This is a genomic window from Bacillus sp. LR--39 (assembly GCF_053613335.1).
Map to the genome: position 1 here is coordinate 293,666 of NZ_JBSIOT010000001.1, position 19,671 is coordinate 313,336.

The window sequence follows — 19,671 nt, forward strand, 5'->3', positions numbered from 1 at the left end:
CTTCCCAAAATTTTTTATCATCATGCCCAGTCCACCGGCATATAGTGTGAAGAAACGTATTGTAATGACAAATGTACCGTTCACGTTTTGTGCATAGGAGGGGAAAACGTTGAAAATTCATATCGTTCAAAAAGGCGATTCGCTCTGGAAAATAGCTGAAAAATACGGAGTTGATCTTGAAGAGCTAAAAAAACTGAATCATCAGCTTAGCAATCCAGACTTAATTATGCCTGGAATGAAGATAAAGGTGCCTTCAGAAGCCGTTCCGGTCAGAAAAGAACCTAAGGCCGGCTTCGGAACGTCTGCGCATAAGCATGAGCATCCATATGCCAAAGAAAAACCGAAATCAGTTGTGGACATTGAAGACACAATACCGGAAGAACCAAAGCCGTCAATTCCGTATGTGCCGCCAATCCCTGAAAAGCATGAAAATGTGCTGCCGGAAGCTGATATGAACCAATATTACCCGTCCAATCAGCTGTTTCAGCCGTGGTCGCCTCCTAAGCCGGAGGAACCGGTGACACATTTTGTCGAGCCGAAAGAAAAAGAGCATGACAATAACATTCCACAACAGGAGGAAATGATCAACATGGAAAACGCGAATTACCCGAATATGCCAAAGGCGCCTGAAGCCGGAAAGATGGAAGAAGAAAACGCCGCTTATCATCTGCCGAATATGCCAAACATTCCGAATGTCCCGTTTCCGAATATGCCGGCCGTTGAACCGCCTTTTATGCATTACCCGATGCCGTGCATGCCTTGTCCTTGTCCGGTTCCGGTGACACCGATGCTGCCGGGTTCTGGATTATGCCACCCTTGCTTCCCGGTAGGCGGAGGTTTCGGCGGTTTTGGAGGAGGTTTTGGAGGCTTTCCGGTAATGCCGATGCCGTTACCGTACGGATTCCATCATCCGGGATTTGGGCCGCACGCGGGTTACGGTGAATATGAAAACCAGGCCCATGAAAATGCAGAGCATTATGATGGTTCTGCATCTGGTTTCGGCGGTGCTCCTTACGGTCAAATGCCGTATTACGGCGGATATTCGTCACATTACGCAAACGCACCTCATCATGATGGAAAATATAAGGATGATGATTGCGGCTGCCATGATTCACATCATCACCATCATCACCACCACGGTTCACATCACCATCACGCAAATATGCCTGTGCAGCCGTATCCGAATATGGATGCAAACGCAGGACATTTTATGCCTTACGGCGGAGGAAATCCCAATGTCGCGCCGAATCAGCCGAGTCCAAATCAAGTATTCGGACGGCCGGAGGAAGAAGAAGATTAATGTTTCGGGACGATGTATGTCGTTCCTTTTTTTATGTCCAACTGAGGAATGGACATAACTGACAAGCTTAAACCCGCCGCCCGCCGCACATCCTAAACATGAGCGGAAAACGCTCAAACAGCGATGAATCCACGGGGGGTTTTTCCATTGGGTAAAAAACTGATGACGATCGCGGGCGTTTTAGCCGTGACGGCAAGCTTAACGGCATGCGGAGCAAATAATGCCATGAATGACGGACGCTACAATCAGTCAACACGTCCGGTCGGATATTATTCGAATGATAATGGTAACGGCAGAGGCCAGTACGGAATGGACCATCAAGGACCCGTTTCTGAAATGATGGAAAACCGAAACGGCCGTCATAATACGACAAACGTGTCCGACCAGTACGCGCCTAATGACGGGGTTCCGTTAACGACGGACGGCACATATAACGGCCGAAATGTCAATACGCCGCCGGCAGCAATGTCTTATAATGGGTATGACAACGCCGAAAACATCAGGTTGGCAGCAAAAGTTGCAAACCGCGTGAAAAAAGTAAAAGGCGTACAGGATAGTCAGGTCATCGTGACTGACACGAGAGTCGTCATTGCCGTCAGAACAAATCATCCTTTTACGAAAAATGATGATAAACATGTCAAACATGCGGCCAAAAAATTCGCGGACGGCCGTACAATTCAAGTGTTTACCGACAACGCTACTTTTACAAAGCTGCAAGACATGAACAGAAACAGCCGTTAAACGGACTGCCGGATGATTTCATCCGGCAGTATTTTTATGGATAAATCTTCATCATTTCTTTACATATTCTTAAAACGCTCTTTATATTGCGGTGTTAACATAAAAGTAATAAAACGTAACGGAGGGCCGGGATGAAAAAAACGGAGCATGACAAAAGCCGCGGAGCAAAAACTGTGTATCTGACCGTAAGGGGATACCGGCTCAAACTGACGCCCGGACAAATGAAACTGATTTCAGCCGGCCGGGCATAATCATCGAGGCAGCCCTCATATAGAGGCTGCTTTTTTTCGGCCTGAAACAGACAAATGAAAGAAAACGATTAAGCACCGGCATCTTTGGTCAAACTAGCATCAAGAGTTTGATTGAATAAAGAGGTGTTATTGGTGAAACGAATTTGCGGTGCGCGTCTATTGTTTATGCTTATCTTATCGGCTGCGGCCCTGATTTGCGGAGGAAAAGGCGCATACGGGGCGGAGGTCGAGCATTACGGGCCGCTTCGGGTGCATGTCCAGCTGGAAAAGGTCTATCTTGACGGTGATGTCGGCATTGAACATACGGATGAAACCGTTTTAGCGATGGAGGATTTTTGGGCCGCATACGCCGGCTGGACGCTCGTTGAGCAGAAAAAAGGCTTCGTCCTTTTCCGTAAGCATGTTGATGACATTTCCCCGCTCAGTAAGGTTAACGGTTATATCGGCGTCACGGACGGAGGCGTCATCTCCACATTTCACGGCCGTCCCGGATCGCTGGCTGAGCCGATTCAGTCTTTCTTCCAGATTGATATAGAGCGGCTGGAAAGCCGATTGCAAAAGCATTTGGAACACGGTATACCGTACAGGACAAAAGCGGAGTTTGAGAGCGTGATCGATCATATTAAGACTTACAGCGGCTGACTTTGACGCAAGACATGTGACACATGTCTTTTTTTTCTGAATGGAAGGTGTCAAAGCGAACATACGTTAACTTTTCTATAAGACTTTGGCTGTTTTTGTGTTACAATGATAAGCAGTCAAAGAGGTGAATAGGTGTGATTGAATTCGTGAAGGGGACGATTGATTATGTATCTCCCCAATACATCGTGATTGAAAACGGCGGAATCGGCTATCAGGTCTTCACTCCGAATCCGTTTATTTATAAGGTAAGCAATCAAGAGACCATTTTTACGTATCATCATATAAAAGAAGACGCCTTTTCTTTGTACGGTTTTTCAACCCGGGAAGAAAAAGCGCTTTTCACAAAGCTGCTGAACGTCACCGGCATCGGGCCTAAAGGGGCCCTCGCCATCCTCGGTTCCGGTGATCCCGGAGCCGTCATCGAAGCGATCGAACAGGAAGATGAGGCCTTTTTGGTGAAATTTCCGGGTGTGGGCAAAAAAACGGCGCGGCAGATTATTCTTGATCTGAAAGGCAAACTGGCCGACGTCGTGCCTGAAATGATTGACAACCTGTTCAATCATGAAGCGCGCATTGAAAAACAAGAGGCTGAAACGGCGCTTGACGAGGCGCTTGAAGCGCTCCGGGTTCTCGGCTACGCCGAAAAAGAAATTAAAAAAGTGCTTCCTCACTTAAAAGAGGAAACGGCGCTTTCAACAGATCAATATGTGAAAAAAGCATTGCAAAAATTATTAAAGTAAGGTGATGTTCATGGATGAACGGCTCGTTTCAAGTGAAGCAGACAGCCATGAATCAATAATCGAGCAAAGCCTCAGGCCGCAGAATCTCGCCCAGTATATCGGCCAAAAGAAGGTGAAAGAAAATCTGCGCGTGTTTATCGATGCGGCGAAAATGAGGCAGGAAACGCTGGACCACGTTCTTTTATACGGGCCTCCGGGTCTCGGGAAAACAACGCTTGCGTCTATCGTGGCCAATGAGATGGGTGTGGAGATGCGGACGACGTCAGGTCCCGCCATCGAAAGACCGGGAGATTTGGCAGCCATTTTGACGGCGCTCGAACCAGGGGATGTGCTGTTTATAGACGAAATTCACAGGCTGAACCGCTCAATTGAGGAAGTTCTGTACCCGGCGATGGAGGATTTCTGCCTTGATATCGTCATTGGAAAAGGCCCGTCCGCCCGCTCCGTCCGTCTCGACCTTCCCCCTTTTACGCTTGTAGGAGCTACGACAAGGGTCGGATTATTGACCGCACCGCTCAGAGACCGGTTCGGGGTGCTGTCGCGCCTTGAATACTATACGCAGGAAGAGCTGACAGATATCGTGTCAAGAACGGCTGACGTTTTTGAAGTGGATATCGAAGAAGCTCCGGCTCTGGAAATCGCCAGACGGTCAAGGGGAACACCGCGGGTTGCAAACCGGCTGCTCAGAAGGGTGAGAGATTTTGCCCAGGTGCTCGGCGACAGCCGCATCACGGAAGAAATCGCTCACGATGCGCTCGAACGTCTTCAAGTCGATGCGCTCGGCCTCGATCATATCGACCATAAGCTGCTGATGGGCATGATCGAAAAATTCAGCGGCGGTCCCGTCGGCCTTGATACGATTTCCGCGACAATCGGCGAAGAACCGCATACAATAGAGGATGTGTACGAACCGTATCTGCTGCAGATCGGATTTCTCCAGAGGACGCCGAGGGGACGGGTCGTGACTCCGGCTGTGTATGAACATTTTCGATTGGAGGCGCCCGCCCGTGACTGACTTTCCGAAGGTTCTCATGGTTCTCGGTGCCGTTTTGCTTCTTGCCGGCGCAGTCTGGCACTTTGTCGGAAGGCTGCCCGGAGATATTTTCGTTAAGAAGGGAAATGTTACGTTTTTCTTTCCCGTTGTCACTTGTATTGTGATCAGTGTGATACTATCCATTCTGCTTAATTTTTTCGGCAGAATGAAATAACAATAGACAGAATTAAGGTGAAATGATGAAAGTCGATTTATTTGATTTTGAACTGCCTGAACGCCTCATTGCCCAAGTGCCGCTGAAAGAGCGTGACGCATCGCGGCTGATGGTGCTCGACAAACAGACGGGCGGGCTGACGGACAGTTCATTTAAAGAGATTGTAAGCTTTTTTAATGAAGGGGATTGCCTCGTCTTGAACAATACCCGTGTGCTGCCTGCAAGATTATTCGGCACAAAAGAAGATACGGGAGCGAAAGTGGAGCTTCTGTTATTAAAACAGGAAGAAAATGATACATGGGAAACGCTCGTAAAGCCGGCGAAACGCGTAAAAAAAGGAACGGTCCTGACATTTGGCGACGGCCGGCTGACAGCGGTCTGCACGGAGGAGCTTGATCACGGAGGCAGAAAAATAGAATTCCGGTATGACGGGATTTTTTACGAAGTGCTTGAATCACTCGGTGAAATGCCGCTGCCTCCTTATATTAAAGAGCAGCTTGATGATAAAGAACGGTATCAGACCGTCTTTTCAAAAGAAATCGGATCTGCCGCAGCTCCGACGGCCGGACTTCATTTTACGGAAGAGATTCTGGACGAGCTGAAGCAAAAGGGTGTGCGGATTGAATTTATCACACTTCATGTGGGACTCGGCACATTCCGCCCGGTCAGTGCGGATGATGTGGAAGAACATAACATGCACGCGGAATTTTATGAAATGACGGAAGAAACCGCCGCCTCTTTAAACGAGGTCAGAAAGGCGGGAGGGCGCATTGTGTCGGTCGGGACGACATCAACGCGCACCCTGGAAACCATTGCCGGCGAGCATGACGGCGTATTTACAGCTTCAAGCGGCTGGACGTCCATCTTCATTTATCCGGGATATGAATTTAAAGCGATTGACGGCATGATCACCAATTTTCATTTGCCGAAATCTTCGCTTATCATGCTCGTTTCTGCGCTTGCCGGCAGAGAGCATGTTCTTTCCGCCTACCGTCATGCGGTAGAAGAGGAATATCGTTTCTTCAGCTTTGGCGACGCCATGCTGATTATCTAATTTGAATGACAGGAGGCCTCATACAAAGTGGCTGAACAACCGATACGTTATGAATTTATAAAGGAATGCAAACAAACGGGAGCGCGACTGGGCAGAGTCCATACGCCCCACGGCTCCTTTGAGACGCCTGTATTTATGCCGGTCGGCACGCTTGCTACGGTAAAGACGATGTCTCCGGACGAGCTGAAATCTATGGATGCGGGCATTATTTTAAGCAATACGTACCATTTATGGCTCCGCCCGGGACATGACATTGTAAAAGAAGCGGGCGGGCTTCATAAGTTTATGAACTGGGACCGCGCGATTTTAACGGATTCCGGCGGTTTTCAGGTCTTTTCATTGAGCAAGTTTCGTAATATAGAAGAAGAAGGCGTTCATTTCCGCAATCACTTAAACGGAGACAAGCTGTTTTTATCTCCGGAAAAAGCGATGGAAATTCAAAACGCCCTCGGCTCTGATATCATGATGGCGTTTGATGAGTGTCCGCCGTATCCGGCAGAGTATGATTACATGAAACGCTCTGTTGAACGGACCAGCCGCTGGGCGGAACGCTGCCTGGAGGCGCACGGGCGCTCAGATGAGCAGGGGCTGTTCGGAATCGTACAGGGTGGAGAATACGAAGATCTGCGGACACAAAGTGCAAAAGACTTGGTTTCGCTTGATTTTCCGGGTTATGCCATAGGCGGATTATCTGTCGGCGAGCCGAAGCACGTCATGAACCGAGTGCTTGAGTTTACAACTCCGCTTTTACCGAAGGACAAGCCGAGATATTTAATGGGTGTGGGTTCACCGGATGCCTTAATTGACGGCGCCATCCGCGGCGTGGATATGTTTGACTGCGTACTGCCGACCCGGATTGCCCGAAACGGCACGGTGTTTACGAATGAAGGGCGTCTGAATATGAAAAACGCCAAATATGAGCGTGATTTCCGTCCGATTGACGAAGAGTGCAGCTGCCATACATGCCAAAATTACTCCCGCGCTTACATCAGACATTTGATCCGCTGTAATGAAACGTTTGGAATTCGATTAACAACTTACCATAACCTTCATTTTCTGTTACACTTAATGGAGCAGGTCAGACAAGCCATCCGGGAGGATCGTCTTGGTGATTTCCGAGAAGAGTTCTTTGAGCGTTACGGCTATAATAAGCCAAATGCGAAAAGCTTCTAAATAAAACCATTCTTGAAAGGAGGGAAATAGATGGGTACTTTAGGCACAATCGTTCCTATTATTTTAATGTTTGCAGTGCTTTATTTCCTGCTCATCCGTCCGCAGCAAAAGCAGCAGAAGGCCGTACGCCAGATGCAGGAAGAACTGAAAAAAGGGGATACAGTGGTGACAATCGGAGGATTGCACGGCACTGTTGATTCAATTGATGAAAGCAAGGTCGTCATTAAAACAGGTGATAACACCCGTTTAACATTTGACCGCCGCGCAATCAGAGAAGCTTCCGCTGAATAACAGCGAAGCTCATACATACAAAAAAAGAGCGGAGAATCCGCTCTTTTTTTATTACGCTGATCTGCTTCCTTTCAAATTCACTCCGAAAATGCCGCCCAGCATGCTGACTCCCAAAAAGCCGAGATGAAACAAAAGCTGACCGGATGTAAACGTTTTTCCGAACCCTAAATATTGAAACAGCAAGATGATTAATGAAAAACAGACGGCGGTTAACGCTCCGATCATCCAGCCTTTTTCCTTCGCTTTGCCGCCCGATATAAAACCGCCCGCAAATAAAGAAAGAAAGGAAAGCGCGGTGATCAGCCAGCTGAAAGATGATTCTTCCATTGAGGTAACCGTCAGTAAAAGCGAAATCGCCAAACTCGTAAGAAGCATCACCGCAAAGATAGCCACTAAGCCATACAAGACGCCTCTTCCCACTTGTTTCGTTTCTTCCATTTTTATCTCCTCTCCGCCCTGCGGCCTGATATATGACAAGCCGGAGCCCGTCTTTTTCTAAATGTATTCTCTGAATGTTCGAATTAGACGTAAATGCATGATGTTCAGCCCGTTTCTTACATAATTCAGAGCCGATGGCAAATGCTATGACCGTTGGAGGTGCGATATGGAAGATATTATCATTATTACGTTTCGTACGATTGTGCTTTATTTTATCATTCTTGTGATTTTCAGACTGATGGGAAAACGGGAAATCGGAGAACTGAGCATTTTAGACCTTGTCGTCTCCATTATGATTGCCGAGATTGCCGTATTGGCAATTGAAAATGTAAAAGATAAGCTTTTGCATACAATTGTGCCGATTGTCGTTTTAATGATTATTCAAGTAAGCCTTGCTTTTATTTCGCTCAAAAGCCAAAAAATACGGCAGCTGCTTGACGGAAAACCCACCATTATTATAAAACAGGGAAAAATTGATGAACGGGCGATGAGATCGCAGCGCTACAATTTTGACGATCTTCTTATGCAGCTGAGGGAAAATAACATCGATAGAATCTCTGACGTGTCATACGCCATTTTGGAGTCTTCAGGCAAACTGTCGATCGTCAAAAAGAAAAACAATAAGGATAAGCAGATGGAAACATCGCTTATCGTTGACGGGGTCATTCAGAACGAGCATCTGGACAGAATCGGGAAAGATAAACACTGGCTCGAAAAAAATTTAGCAAAAAGAGGATATCGCGATCTTTCGGTTATATCATTCTGCACGTTTACGGACGGCGCTTTTTTTATTGATCTTAAAGATGAAAAAGGGGAGCCATAAATGGGTTTTACCGCGTCACGAACTTGCCGATGACCGGAATCCGGATCAGCTCTTCCCTTTTAATCAGCCTGAATAACAGAAGAAGCGCTATGTACAAAATCGCGGTCATTGCAATCCAGCCTGTGAGATTAACAGCCTCTGACCCTGAAAAATGAACGGCGTGTTTGATGATGCGGCTGACATAACCGCAAATGAATATGACGGCAAAACAGAGCGCGTATTCTTTTATTTTAATGCTGATCGGAAGCACCTTGCTTACGGTGGCCGCATGTAGCAGGGTGACAAGGACCATCCCCGTTACAATCGCAAGTGCGGCGCCCATGATGCCCAAGGAAGGCCTGGTCGCCAAAACAAAAATTAGGCCGGTTTTGACAGCGGCGCCGATAAAACTGTTCATCATGGCGGCCCCGGCTAAATTGAGAGCCTGCAGCACCGCCTGAAGTGGCCCCTGAAAATAGTAAAGCAGAAAAAATGGCGCCATCACTTTAACAAATACCGCCGCATTAGTTGATCCGTACATGACGGACATCAGTTCATCAGCGAAAGAGAATAAAATAACCACCGAAATGCCTCCGCTTAAAAGACACAGCCTCATCGCCTGTTCCAGACGGTATTCGACAACTTGCAGCTTTTTTTGCTCCATCCCTTCACTGATCGCAGGAACAAGCGCCGTTGACAGAGAATAGGTTATAAAGCTGGGCAGCGTCAAAACCGTCATGGCAAATCCGGTCAGCTCCCCGTACTGGCTGGTGGCGGCAGCGGTGGCCACTCCTGCAATCGCAAGGCTCTGCGCGACGACAATAGGTTCAAAAAACCAAGATAAATTTCCGATGAAGCGGCTTCCGGTTGTCGGGAGCGACACGCTCATCAGCTGGCGGAAGGTTTCTTTTCCATTTGCAATCGACTTGAAAAATTGTTTTCTGATTCTGATTGTTTTATTTGCTTTAAAACAAATGAATAAATAAATAAGAGAGGCAAGCTCCCCGATGACAGACGAAATCATGGCTCCGGCTGCGGCATATTCAATCCCGTACGGCAGAAACACCGTCGTGCAGACTGCGACAAGTGAAATCCGCACGATCTGCTCAAGCACTTGGGAAAACGCCAGCGGGTTCATATTCTGCCTGCCCTGAAAGTAACCGCGCAGCACGCTGGAGATCGCGATAATCGGTACGACAGGCGTAATCGCCAGAAGCGGGTAAACCGTGCGCTGATCTGTCAGCATCGTTTCGGACATAATCGGCGCAAAGCATAAAAACAGCGGCGTGAAGATGAGACTTAATATCCCGGTGACGGTAAGCGACATCACTAAAATGTGTTTCATTTTCTGCCGGTCCCCCCGCGCGCTTGCTTCAGCGACAAGTTTGCTGATGGCAACGGGGAGGCCGAATTGAGTCAAAGTGGTGGCCAAGAAAAATGTCGGGGCAGCCATCATGTATAAACCGACCCCTTCTTCACCGATAAACCGGGCGATAACCACCCGGTTGACAAAGCCGAGCATTCTCGTAATCATCCCGGCTGCGATGAGAATAAGAGTGCCCCTTAAAAAAGTCTGTTTTGCCATTTTATAAACCCCTGCCTTCTCAAACTACCTGGAATCATATACAATAAAGATATGCGCCGATGTCGTCCGAGCATGACAAGTCTTCGAGAAAAATGGAAAAAGGAGCGAGCGCCCAGTGGAGAAACATCCCGCCGAAATGTACAAAGATCATTTGCGGCCTTTCTTGTACAGTAAACTTGAAGAGTTCAAAATCCTCGGATACGATGATGTTGAGCACGAGAGTTTATGGTCATACTTAATACATAAAAAGTGGAAACAGAAAAAGGAACTGCCGCTGCATGAATTGGCCGGTCATATTTTATCAGTTAAAATTGGCGATTTTATGAACTATGCAACCGTTGAAGCTTTTAAGTCGTCTAATTGGCTGGAAAGCGATGAGGGTCAGGAAGCTTTAGATGAACTGCTGAGATAATGATTTGACGGCATAGGTTTAAGGAGGAAATACATAATGAAAAAAGGACGCTTGATTGCGTTTTTCCTGATCGTATTATTGATCGGCACAGGGCTGGGGTATTTTACAAAACCGGCTGCCAATAATATTACGTTAGGATTGGATTTACGCGGCGGGTTTGAAGTTCTGTACGATGTGCAGCCCGTCAAAAAAGGCGATAAAATCACAAAAGACGTGCTCGTCAGCACGGTGCAGGCGCTGAACCGCCGGGCTAACGTTCTCGGCGTAAGCGAGCCGAACATTCAGATTGAAGGAAATAACCGCATCCGCGTACAGCTGGCGGGCGTCACGAATCAGAACAGGGCGCGCGAAATTCTGTCAACGGAAGCGCAGCTCTCGTTCAGGGATACGAATGATAAAGAGCTGTTAAACGGCTCTGATCTCGTGGAAAACGGCGCGAAGCAAACCTTTGATCCGACGACGAACGAACCGATTGTCAGCGTTAAGCTGAAGGATGCGGATAAGTTCGGAGAAGTGACGAAAAAAGTCAAGAAAATGGCGCCTAATAATCAGCTTGTGATCTGGCTTGATTACCAAAAAGGCGATTCATTTAAAAAAGAAGTCGGCAAAAAACATCCGAAATATGTATCCGCTCCGAATGTGAGCCAGGAATTAAACACGAAGGATGTCACGATTGAAGGCCAATTCACCGTTCAAAAAGCGAAGGACTTGGCCAATATTTTAAACGCGGGCGCGCTGCCTGTGAAGCTGACCGAAAAATACTCTACTTCAGTAGGGGCGCAATTCGGACAGCAGGCTTTGCATGATACGGTAGAGGCCGGCATCATCGGTATTGCAATTGTTTTCTTATTTATGCTGCTTTATTACAGACTGCCTGGACTCATAGCGGTAATTACGCTTTCTGTATACGTATATATTACGCTTCAAGTGTTCGACTGGATGCAGGCGGTGCTGACGCTTCCGGGTATTGCGGCGCTCATTTTGGGTGTCGGGATGGCGGTTGACGCCAACATCATCACCTATGAACGGATAAAAGAAGAACTGAAACTCGGCAAATCCGTCCGCTCAGCTTTCCGTTCAGGGAACAGACGGTCATTCGCGACGATTTTCGATGCGAACATCACAACGATCATCGCAGCGGTCGTGCTCTTTATTTTCGGGACAAGCTCTGTAAAAGGGTTTGCGACGATGCTGATTCTGTCAATTCTGACAAGCTTTATTACAGCTGTCTTCCTTTCAAGATTCCTGCTCTCCCTTCTCGTGGAAAGCAGATGGCTTGACCGGAAAAAAGGCTGGTTCGGCGTCAAGAAAAAACATATTATGGACATTCAAAAAACGGATGAAAATACTGAACCGCATACGGCATTCCAAAAATGGGATTTCACGAGCAAGCGAAAATATTTCTTTATTTTCTCAAGCGCTGTAACCATTGCGGGAATTATCATCTTACTGGTCTTTAAGCTCAACCTGGGAATCGATTTTGCAAGCGGCGCGCGGATTGACGTGCAGAGCAATCATGCATTGACGGCGCAGCAGGTTGAAAAAGACTTTGACTCTCTCGGCATGGAACCGGAAAACATCGTGCTTTCTGGTAAAGAGAACCATGTTGCCGCGGCCCGGTTTGTCGGAGAGCCATCTAAAGAAAAAATCGCTGAAATCAAAACGTACTTTAAGGACAAATACGGATCTGAACCGAACGTCAGCACGGTATCGCCGACAGTCGGAAAAGAACTGGCCCGTAATGCCTTATATGCCGTCGCCATTGCATCAATCGGCATTATTATTTACGTGTCAATCCGTTTCGAGTACAGAATGGCTGTCGCCGCAATTGTATCCCTGCTGTATGACGCTTTCTTTATCGTCGCGTTTTTCAGCATTACCAGGCTGGAGGTCGATGTCACCTTTATCGCCGCAATTCTCACCATAATCGGTTACTCGATAAATGATACGATCGTTACATTTGACCGGATACGTGAGCAGATGAAAAAACGTAAGCCGAAGTCATTTGCCGATCTGGAACATATCGTGAATCTGAGCTTGCAGCAAACCTTTACACGTTCGATCAATACGGTCTTGACCGTTGTGATTGTTGTCGTCGTGCTGCTCATTTTGGGCTCATCGTCAATTACAAACTTCTCCGTCGCTTTATTGGTCGGTTTATTGACGGGCGTTTATTCCTCTCTTTACATCGCCGCGCAGCTGTGGCTTGTATGGAAAGGTAAAGAATTTAAAGGGAAAAAATCAATCGAAGAGTAAAATGGGAACAGGCTGTCTTGCAGAAGGCAGCCTGTTTTTTCAGGCCGCATTGAACTTAAAACCTGCATTTGCTATAATGACATACGCTTACATAATCAATCATCATTGTAAAAACATGTAGGAGGGTTCTTATGAACGTTCGTGAGTCGGAGCTTCCGGGCATCGGCCAGAAAGTAGAAGTCATTACGAAAAATCACGATAAAATCAGTATTATTCTTCATGATGACGGCAGAAAAGAGCTCTATTACTTCGATGAGAATGATCATGACGAATGCTTGGCATCCGTTGAATTTAACGACGAAGAGGCGAGACAGATTTCCGCTATTTTAGGCGGGATGACGTATAAGCCGAAAGCGCTGGAATCTGTGGAAGTTGCGCTTGATGACCTCGTCATTGAGTGGTTTAAAGCCGAATCTCATGCACCGGCTGTCAGCCGTACAATCGGAGATTTGGAGATCAAGAAACATTACAACGTCCAGATTATTGCGATCGTAAAGAAAAACCGGCAAAAACAGCTGAGCCCCGGCATTGATACCGTAATTGAAGCAGGGGACACCCTCGTTATATCGGGAGAAAGAAGCGGACTGAAAAAGCTGATCCGCGAGCAGTTAACGGCCCGGATTTTCTGAGACCGGGGTTTACTCCCGGGAAAATGGGGGAAAAGATAAGAATGAACAATTGGGGGCAGACGCATGAATAAACAATGGACTATTATATTCGCTTTACTATTTACTTTGATTGTCGCCATCTTTGCTGTCATTAACGTGCGGGCGGTTGAGGTTGATTATCTGTTCGGAACCGCTGAATGGCCGCTGATTTTAGTCATTTTAGGCTCTGTGTTAATGGGAGCGCTGATCGTGTTTTCAGCCGGTATCTTTCAAGTGATGAAACTGAAGCGCGAAATTAAAATGCTGCGGAAAGAAAACAGATCCGCAGGTGAATTGACGGCTGATTCGGACGGCCAAAAAACAGCCGCGCCGCCGGAAGAAATGCTTGAAGAGAAAAAAGGATCAGAATAACATTTGAAACCCCTCAGTCCGCTCTAGTATAATAGGGTGGTTGAGGGGTGAATTTATGTTAGCGTCAAAAATGCGCTGGGAAATCCAGCAGCCGGATCAGGAAAAAGTCAAATCACTCACAGAACAATTGGACATAACACCTCTTGTGGCATCACTGCTTGTAAAAAGAGGTTTTGATACTGCCGAAAGCGCAAGGCTGTTTTTACATACAAAGGATGCAGACTTTTATGACCCGTATGAATTAAAGGGAATGCGGGAAGCAGTTGATCGGATAAAACTGGCGGTTTCTCAAGGGGAACCGATTATGATTTACGGAGATTACGATGCAGACGGCGTTACAAGCACGTCGGTGATGCTGACGGCACTCAGACAGCTGTCGGCGGACGTTGACTTTTATATTCCCGACCGTTTCACAGAAGGCTACGGCCCGAATGAACAAGCTTTCCGCTCCATAAAAGAGCGGGGATTTTCGCTAATCATTACAGTGGATACGGGAATCGCCGCCGTCCATGAAGCTGAAGTCGCAAAAGAGCTGGGCTTAGACGTCATTATTACCGACCACCATGAGCCGGGACCCGAGCTTCCTGACGTATTTGCGATCATCCACCCGAAGCAGCCGGGATGCGGCTATCCGTTTAAAGAATTGGCCGGCGTCGGTGTGGCGTTTAAGCTTGCCCACGCGCTTACGGGTTCTTTGCCGGAAGCTATGCTGGACTTGGCGGCAATCGGTACGGTTGCAGATCTGGTGCCTCTTCATGATGAAAACAGATTAATTGCGTCACTCGGAATCGAAAGGCTTAGGACGACAAATCGGCCGGGCCTCAAAGCTCTGATTAAGCTTTCCGGCGGAGATATCGGACAAGCTGATGAGGAAACGATCGGATTTCAGGTCGCGCCGAGGCTCAATGCCGTCGGAAGAATAGAACAGGCCGATCCCGCCGTGCACCTGCTGATGACTGAAGATCAGTTTGAAGCGGAGGAACTGGCTTCGGATATTGACCGGCTGAATAAAGAGCGGCAGAAAATGGTGAAAACCATGACCGAAGAGGCTGTTGAAATGGTTCAGCAGCAAGGCGGAAACCCGTCTGCCATTGTAGTGGCAAAAGCCGGCTGGAATCCGGGAGTCGTCGGTATTGTCGCATCGAAGCTGGCTGAACGTTTTTACCGGCCCGCTGTTGTGCTTGGGATAGATGAGGAGCAGGGAATCGCTAAAGGGTCGGCGCGAAGCATCAGAGGCTTCAACCTGTTTACGAGCCTTTCACAGTGCAGAGACATTCTTCCTCATTTTGGCGGGCATCCGATGGCGGCAGGAATGACGTTGAAGGCTGAAGATGTGGCGGAATTAAGGGACAGGCTGAATCAAATGGCTGAAGAAACCCTTACGGAAGAGGATTTTATTCCCGTTCAGGAGGTTGATCTTGTCTGCGGCGTTGAAGACATAACCGTTGAAAGCATTACAGAATTGAATATGCTGTCGCCGTTCGGCATGCTTAACCCTAAACCGCATGTGATGGTGAAAAATGCGGTGCTTGATGATGTGCGCCTGATCGGAGCGAATAAAAACCACGTGAAAATGACGGTGAAAAGTGATTCCGCCGTCCTTGACTGCGTCGGCTTTAACAAAGGAGAGCTTGAAGCCGGAGTTGTCCCCGGATCAACGATTTCCATTGTCGGCGAAATGTCCATTAATGAATGGAACAACAGAAAGAAGCCCCAGCTGATGATTAAAGATGCTGCGGTGCCGGAATGGCAGCTTTTTGATATCAGGGGCAAGCGGACGTGGGAAGACACGGTCACCGCGCTGCCGAAGGAAAAACGGGTGCTCATCAGCTTTAACGAAAAAACCGCTCAGAAGCTCCGTGAAAAAGAGCTGTCGGGCGAGTTTGCCGGGATCACATCGGAATCCGAGGCGAAAGCTCTCCAGCTTGACGGAAAATATGCCGTTTTTCTGGATGTGCCGCCGTCAGCGGATCGCCTGCAGCATTTGCTTGACGGAAAGAAGCCGGAACGGATTTATTTTGTTTTTATCAATCATGAAGAACATTTCCTGTCCTCATTTCCATCGCGGAATGATTTCAAGTGGTTTTACGCATTTCTCTTGAAAAGGGGCGCTTTTGACTTCGGCAAGCATGGTTCAGAGCTTGCGAGACACAGAGGATGGTCAATTGACACAATCAATTTCATGACAAAGGTGTTTTTTGATCTCGGTTTTGTTAAAATAGAAGATGGTGTGCTGTCTGTCGTGAGCGGCGCGAAAAAACGCGACCTGGCAGATTCGCAAACCTATCAGGTAAAACAGCAGCTGATGGAATTAGACCAGAAGCTCAATTATTCCGCAGCCCATGAGCTGAAGGAATGGCTGAATAAGCTGATGAACCAAGGTTCAGAAGCTTATGAAAGTACGAGGAGGACATAGAACAGATGGATCTTAAAAAATACGTAACAATTGTGCCCGATTACCCGAAAGAAGGCGTACAATTTAAAGATATTACGACATTGATGGACAAAGGCGACGTATACCGTTACGCCACTGACCAGATTGTTGAATATGCAAAAGAAAAAGAAATTGATTTAGTTGTCGGGCCTGAAGCGCGCGGCTTTATTATCGGCTGTCCGGTTGCATACGCTCTCGGAGTCGGCTTTGCGCCGGTTCGGAAAGAAGGAAAACTTCCGCGTGAGGTCATTAAAGTCGATTACGGTTTGGAGTACGGAAAAGACGTACTGACAATTCATAAAGATGCGATTCTGCCGGGACAGCGCGTGCTGATTACTGATGACTTGCTTGCAACAGGCGGCACGATCGAAGCAACGATTAAGCTAGTCGAAGAACTGGGCGGCGTCGTAGCCGGTATTGCGTTCTTAATCGAGCTTTCTTACCTTGATGGCAGAGACAAGCTTGACGATTACGATATTTTAACATTAATGAAATATTAACCGCATATGGAAAAAAGCACTCGTGTCAGGGTGCTTTTTTCCTATTATTTCATCATCCTGACAGATTCTTTAGGTGTTTTGAACTTCTGCCCTTTACATCTCTCGTTTTTTTCTTGATAATAAACTAATACAGTTTACATTTAAAAAAGGTGATTCCATGGCGAACGAACAAGTATTGACTGCCGAGCAAGTAATAGATAAAGCGCGCACTTATCTGCCGGAGGAGCAGATTGCGTTTGTTGAGAAAGCTTACCTGTATGCGCAAAACGCGCATCGCGAACAGTACCGCAAATCAGGTGAGCCGTACATCATTCATCCGATTCAGGTGGCGGGGATCCTCGTCGATCTGGAAATGGACCCTTCCACAATTGCGGGCGGATTTCTGCATGACGTGGTAGAGGACACGGATGTCACCCTCGACGACCTGAAGGAAGCATTTTCTGAAGAAGTGGCGATGCTTGTCGACGGCGTGACGAAGCTCGGTAAAATTAAGTATAAATCTCAAGAGGAGCAGCAGGCGGAAAACCATCGAAAAATGTTTGTCGCTATGGCTCAGGATATCAGAGTCATATTGATCAAGCTGGCGGATCGCCTTCACAATATGCGGACGTTAAAGCATCTTCCGCAGGAAAAGCAGCGGAGAATTTCAAATGAGACGCTGGAAATTTTCGCTCCGCTGGCCCATCGGCTCGGGATTTCTAAAATCAAATGGGAGCTGGAAGACACCGCTCTCCGTTATTTGAATCCTCAGCAATATTACAGAATCGTCAACCTCATGAAGAAAAAGCGCGCGGAACGCGAACTTTATGTCGAAGAGGTTGTCAATGAAGTGAAAAAACGCGTCGAAGAAGTGAATATCAAAGCGGACTTTTCAGGACGTCCGAAGCACATCTACAGCATTTACCGCAAGATGGCGCTGCAAAATAAACAGTTCAATGAAATATATGATCTGCTCGCCGTCCGTATTCTTGTCGGAAGCATTAAAGACTGCTACGCCGTACTCGGCATTATTCATACGTGCTGGAAGCCGATGCCGGGCAGATTCAAAGATTATATTGCGATGCCTAAGCCGAATATGTATCAGTCGCTGCATACGACCGTAATCGGGCCTAAAGGCGATCCGCTGGAAGTGCAGATCAGAACGTTTGAGATGCATGAGATCGCTGAATACGGGGTGGCTGCACACTGGGCATATAAAGAAGGCAAGGCTGCAAACGAAGAAGCGACATTTGAGAAAAAACTGTCCTGGTTCCGTGAAATTCTGGAATTTCAAAACGAGTCTACCGATGCGGAAGAATTTATGGAATCGCTGAAAATCGATCTGTTTTCTGACATGGTATACGTATTTACGCCAAAAGGCGATGTCATTGAACTGCCGTCAGGCTCTGTGCCGATTGATTTTTCCTACAGGATCCACTCGGAGATCGGCAACAAAACAATCGGGGCGAAAGTGAACGGAAAAATGGTGACGCTTGACCATAAGCTCCGGACGGGCGACATCGTCGAGATTCTGACGTCCAAGCATTCATACGGTCCGAGTCAAGACTGGGTCAAACTGGCGCAGACGTCCCAGGCGAAACACAAAATCCGCCAATTCTTTAAGAAACAGCGCCGTGAAGAAAACGTCGAAAAAGGCCGTGAGCTTGTCGAGAAAGAAATTAAAAATCTTGATTTTGAAGTGAAAGATGTTTTAACACTCGAAAATCTTCAAAAAGTTGCCGACAAGTTCAATTTCTCTAATGAAGAGGATATGTATGCGGCGGTCGGGTATAACGGCATTACCGCTCTTCAGGTGGCCAACAGGCTCACCGAAAAAGAACGGAAGCTGCGTGATCAGGAAGAGCAGGAAAAAATCGTTCAGGAAGTCACTTCAGAGCCGAAACATTATCCGCAAGGGAGAAAACGGGAAGCGGGTGTGCGCGTAAAAGGCATTGACAACCTTCTCGTCCGCTTGTCGAAATGCTGCAACCCGGTGCCTGGCGACCATATTGTCGGTTTTATTACAAAAGGCCGCGGTGTATCCGTTCACCGGGATGACTGTCCGAACGTCAAAACGAATGAAGCGCAGGAACGTCTGATCCCTGTTGAATGGGAGCATGAATCACAGGTTCAAAGACGCAAAGAATATAACGTTGAGATTGAGATTTTGGGGTATGACCGTCTCGGGCTTTTAAATGAGGTGCTCCAAGCCGTAAATGAGACGAAAACCAACATCTCCTCTGTCTCCGGCAAATCCGACCGCAATAAAGTCGCTACGATTCATATGGCGATTTTTATTCAAAACATCAACCATCTGCATAAAGTGGTCGAGCGGATTAAGCAGATCAGAGACATCTATTCAGTCCGGCGGGTAATGAACTAAAAGGAGCTTGCTATGAAATTAGTTGTTCAGCGTGTAACAGAAGCAAGTGTGACGGTTGACGGCGCTGTCGCCGGCCGGATCGGACCCGGCATTATGGCGCTTGTCGGCATCACTCATGAAGATACAGAAGAAGATGCCGTTTACTTGGCGGATAAAATCGTGAATCTCCGGATTTTTGATGATGAAAGCGGCAAGATGAATTTATCGCTTTTGGATACGGGCGGGGAGATTTTATCCGTTTCCCAGTTTACGCTTTACGGCGAAACGAAGAAAGGGAGACGCCCGAATTTTATGAATGCGGCTAAACCGGATCAGGCAGTGCTCCTTTATGAAAAGTGGAACGAGCTCCTTCGGGAAAAAGGAGTCAAAGTGGAAACCGGAATATTCGGAGCCATGATGGATGTTCAGCTGACGAATTCCGGGCCGATTACATTGATTATGGATTCTAAACAATAAAAAAGCT

At 47.4% G+C, this 19,671-nt stretch carries 21 protein-coding genes; 19 read left to right on the forward strand and 2 right to left on the reverse strand.

The genetic code is table 11. The features are described from left to right. Positions 1-109: 109 nt before the first annotated feature. The 10 genes from safA (at position 110) to yajC (ending at position 7,400) form a co-directional block, all read left to right on the forward strand. Positions 110-1,300, forward strand: coding sequence for a SafA/ExsA family spore coat assembly protein (gene safA / locus ACWHAR_RS01595; protein ID WP_032873835.1), 1,191 nt, complete (start codon positions 110-112; stop codon positions 1,298-1,300). Between the two features lie 147 nt (positions 1,301-1,447). After that, positions 1,448-2,041, forward strand: a complete 594-nt coding sequence (locus tag ACWHAR_RS01600) for a YhcN/YlaJ family sporulation lipoprotein (RefSeq protein ID WP_014721606.1) — start codon at positions 1,448-1,450, stop codon at positions 2,039-2,041. Positions 2,042-2,172: 131 nt separating this feature from the next. Continuing rightward, complete coding sequence (locus ACWHAR_RS01605; protein ID WP_007612850.1) at positions 2,173-2,292, forward strand: hypothetical protein; 120 nt, start codon at positions 2,173-2,175, stop codon at positions 2,290-2,292. A 132-nt stretch (positions 2,293-2,424) separates the two neighbouring features. Beyond that, a complete protein-coding gene (locus ACWHAR_RS01610; protein WP_007408184.1) occupies positions 2,425-2,934 on the forward strand; it encodes an intercompartmental signaling factor BofC in 510 nt (169 codons plus the stop codon). Between the two features lie 134 nt (positions 2,935-3,068). Continuing rightward, a complete protein-coding gene (gene ruvA, locus ACWHAR_RS01615; protein ID WP_003152683.1) occupies positions 3,069-3,674 on the forward strand; it encodes a Holliday junction branch migration protein RuvA in 606 nt (201 codons plus the stop codon). Positions 3,675-3,684: 10 nt separating this feature from the next. Continuing rightward, on the forward strand, positions 3,685-4,689 hold the full coding sequence (gene ruvB / locus ACWHAR_RS01620) for a Holliday junction branch migration DNA helicase RuvB (RefSeq protein WP_003152685.1): 1,005 nt from the start codon (positions 3,685-3,687) through the stop codon (positions 4,687-4,689). After that, positions 4,682-4,882 (forward strand): DUF2905 domain-containing protein, encoded by a 201-nt coding sequence (locus ACWHAR_RS01625; RefSeq protein WP_032873837.1) that lies wholly within the window; start codon positions 4,682-4,684, stop codon positions 4,880-4,882. The genes ruvB and ACWHAR_RS01625 overlap by 8 nt, the downstream gene beginning before the upstream one ends. A 25-nt stretch (positions 4,883-4,907) precedes the next feature. Then, positions 4,908-5,936, forward strand: coding sequence for a tRNA preQ1(34) S-adenosylmethionine ribosyltransferase-isomerase QueA (gene queA / locus ACWHAR_RS01630; protein WP_003152692.1), 1,029 nt, complete (start codon positions 4,908-4,910; stop codon positions 5,934-5,936). Positions 5,937-5,963: 27 nt separating this feature from the next. Beyond that, positions 5,964-7,109 carry a tRNA guanosine(34) transglycosylase Tgt gene (tgt, locus tag ACWHAR_RS01635; RefSeq protein WP_014305500.1) on the forward strand — a complete coding sequence of 382 codons (1,146 nt, stop codon included), beginning with the start codon at positions 5,964-5,966 and terminating at the stop codon, positions 7,107-7,109. Between the two features lie 30 nt (positions 7,110-7,139). Beyond that, entirely contained in the window at positions 7,140-7,400 is a 261-nt protein-coding gene (yajC, locus tag ACWHAR_RS01640) for a preprotein translocase subunit YajC (protein ID WP_007408187.1), read from the forward strand. Between the two features lie 51 nt (positions 7,401-7,451). Here yajC and ACWHAR_RS01645 read toward each other — a convergent pair whose 3' ends face one another. Then, positions 7,452-7,838, reverse strand: coding sequence for a TIGR04086 family membrane protein (locus tag ACWHAR_RS01645; RefSeq protein ID WP_003152697.1), 387 nt, complete (start codon positions 7,836-7,838; stop codon positions 7,452-7,454). Between the two features lie 166 nt (positions 7,839-8,004). Here ACWHAR_RS01645 and ACWHAR_RS01650 point away from each other — a divergent pair, with 166 nt between their 5' ends. Continuing rightward, the gene (locus ACWHAR_RS01650) at positions 8,005-8,661 is read left to right on the forward strand and encodes a DUF421 domain-containing protein (RefSeq protein ID WP_032873839.1); all 657 of its coding nucleotides are present in this window, start codon (positions 8,005-8,007) and stop codon (positions 8,659-8,661) included. A 7-nt stretch (positions 8,662-8,668) separates the two neighbouring features. Here ACWHAR_RS01650 and spoVB read toward each other — a convergent pair whose 3' ends face one another. Then, positions 8,669-10,225, reverse strand: a complete 1,557-nt coding sequence (gene spoVB / locus ACWHAR_RS01655) for a stage V sporulation protein B (RefSeq protein WP_007408188.1) — start codon at positions 10,223-10,225, stop codon at positions 8,669-8,671. 115 nt (positions 10,226-10,340) lie between these two features. On the opposite strand from spoVB, the gene ACWHAR_RS01660 reads away from it, so the two are divergent. The 8 genes from ACWHAR_RS01660 to dtd all read left to right on the forward strand — a co-directional run bounded on the left by ACWHAR_RS01660 (position 10,341) and on the right by dtd (position 19,664). Beyond that, entirely contained in the window at positions 10,341-10,637 is a 297-nt protein-coding gene (locus ACWHAR_RS01660) for a post-transcriptional regulator (protein ID WP_007408189.1), read from the forward strand. Positions 10,638-10,673: 36 nt separating this feature from the next. Beyond that, positions 10,674-12,893, forward strand: coding sequence for a protein translocase subunit SecDF (secDF, locus tag ACWHAR_RS01665; RefSeq protein ID WP_032873841.1), 2,220 nt, complete (start codon positions 10,674-10,676; stop codon positions 12,891-12,893). A 131-nt stretch (positions 12,894-13,024) separates the two neighbouring features. Further along, the gene (locus tag ACWHAR_RS01670) at positions 13,025-13,522 is read left to right on the forward strand and encodes a cation:proton antiporter regulatory subunit (protein WP_032873843.1); all 498 of its coding nucleotides are present in this window, start codon (positions 13,025-13,027) and stop codon (positions 13,520-13,522) included. Between the two features lie 63 nt (positions 13,523-13,585). Continuing rightward, positions 13,586-13,912: a LapA family protein gene (locus ACWHAR_RS01675; RefSeq protein ID WP_014418528.1), complete on the forward strand. Its 327-nt coding sequence runs from the start codon at positions 13,586-13,588 to the stop codon at positions 13,910-13,912. Between the two features lie 55 nt (positions 13,913-13,967). Further along, positions 13,968-16,328, forward strand: a complete 2,361-nt coding sequence (recJ, locus tag ACWHAR_RS01680; RefSeq protein WP_032873845.1) for a single-stranded-DNA-specific exonuclease RecJ — start codon at positions 13,968-13,970, stop codon at positions 16,326-16,328. A 5-nt stretch (positions 16,329-16,333) separates the two neighbouring features. Continuing rightward, positions 16,334-16,846: an adenine phosphoribosyltransferase gene (locus ACWHAR_RS01685; RefSeq protein ID WP_003152714.1), complete on the forward strand. Its 513-nt coding sequence runs from the start codon at positions 16,334-16,336 to the stop codon at positions 16,844-16,846. 157 nt (positions 16,847-17,003) lie between these two features. Next, a complete protein-coding gene (relA, locus tag ACWHAR_RS01690; protein ID WP_003152716.1) occupies positions 17,004-19,208 on the forward strand; it encodes a GTP diphosphokinase in 2,205 nt (734 codons plus the stop codon). Between the two features lie 12 nt (positions 19,209-19,220). After that, the gene (gene dtd, locus ACWHAR_RS01695; protein ID WP_032873847.1) at positions 19,221-19,664 is read left to right on the forward strand and encodes a D-aminoacyl-tRNA deacylase; all 444 of its coding nucleotides are present in this window, start codon (positions 19,221-19,223) and stop codon (positions 19,662-19,664) included. Positions 19,665-19,671 lie beyond the last annotated feature (7 nt).

Excerpts from the sequence above, each read along its gene's own strand:
- ACWHAR_RS01605 (WP_007612850.1), top strand. The coding sequence starts at position 2,173 with ATGAAAAAAACGGAGCATGACAAAAGCCGCGGAGCAAAAACTGTGTAT.
- ruvB (WP_003152685.1), top strand. The coding sequence starts at position 3,685 with ATGGATGAACGGCTCGTTTCAAGTGAAGCAGACAGCCATGAATCAATA.
- queA (WP_003152692.1), top strand. The coding sequence starts at position 4,908 with ATGAAAGTCGATTTATTTGATTTTGAACTGCCTGAACGCCTCATTGCC.
- yajC (WP_007408187.1), top strand. The coding sequence starts at position 7,140 with ATGGGTACTTTAGGCACAATCGTTCCTATTATTTTAATGTTTGCAGTG.
- ACWHAR_RS01645 (WP_003152697.1), bottom strand. The coding sequence starts at position 7,838 with ATGGAAGAAACGAAACAAGTGGGAAGAGGCGTCTTGTATGGCTTAGTG.
- ACWHAR_RS01650 (WP_032873839.1), top strand. The coding sequence starts at position 8,005 with ATGGAAGATATTATCATTATTACGTTTCGTACGATTGTGCTTTATTTT.
- spoVB (WP_007408188.1), bottom strand. The coding sequence starts at position 10,225 with ATGGCAAAACAGACTTTTTTAAGGGGCACTCTTATTCTCATCGCAGCC.
- secDF (WP_032873841.1), top strand. The coding sequence starts at position 10,674 with ATGAAAAAAGGACGCTTGATTGCGTTTTTCCTGATCGTATTATTGATC.
- ACWHAR_RS01670 (WP_032873843.1), top strand. The coding sequence starts at position 13,025 with ATGAACGTTCGTGAGTCGGAGCTTCCGGGCATCGGCCAGAAAGTAGAA.
- ACWHAR_RS01675 (WP_014418528.1), top strand. The coding sequence starts at position 13,586 with ATGAATAAACAATGGACTATTATATTCGCTTTACTATTTACTTTGATT.
- recJ (WP_032873845.1), top strand. The coding sequence starts at position 13,968 with ATGTTAGCGTCAAAAATGCGCTGGGAAATCCAGCAGCCGGATCAGGAA.
- ACWHAR_RS01685 (WP_003152714.1), top strand. The coding sequence starts at position 16,334 with ATGGATCTTAAAAAATACGTAACAATTGTGCCCGATTACCCGAAAGAA.
- relA (WP_003152716.1), top strand. The coding sequence starts at position 17,004 with ATGGCGAACGAACAAGTATTGACTGCCGAGCAAGTAATAGATAAAGCG.
- dtd (WP_032873847.1), top strand. The coding sequence starts at position 19,221 with ATGAAATTAGTTGTTCAGCGTGTAACAGAAGCAAGTGTGACGGTTGAC.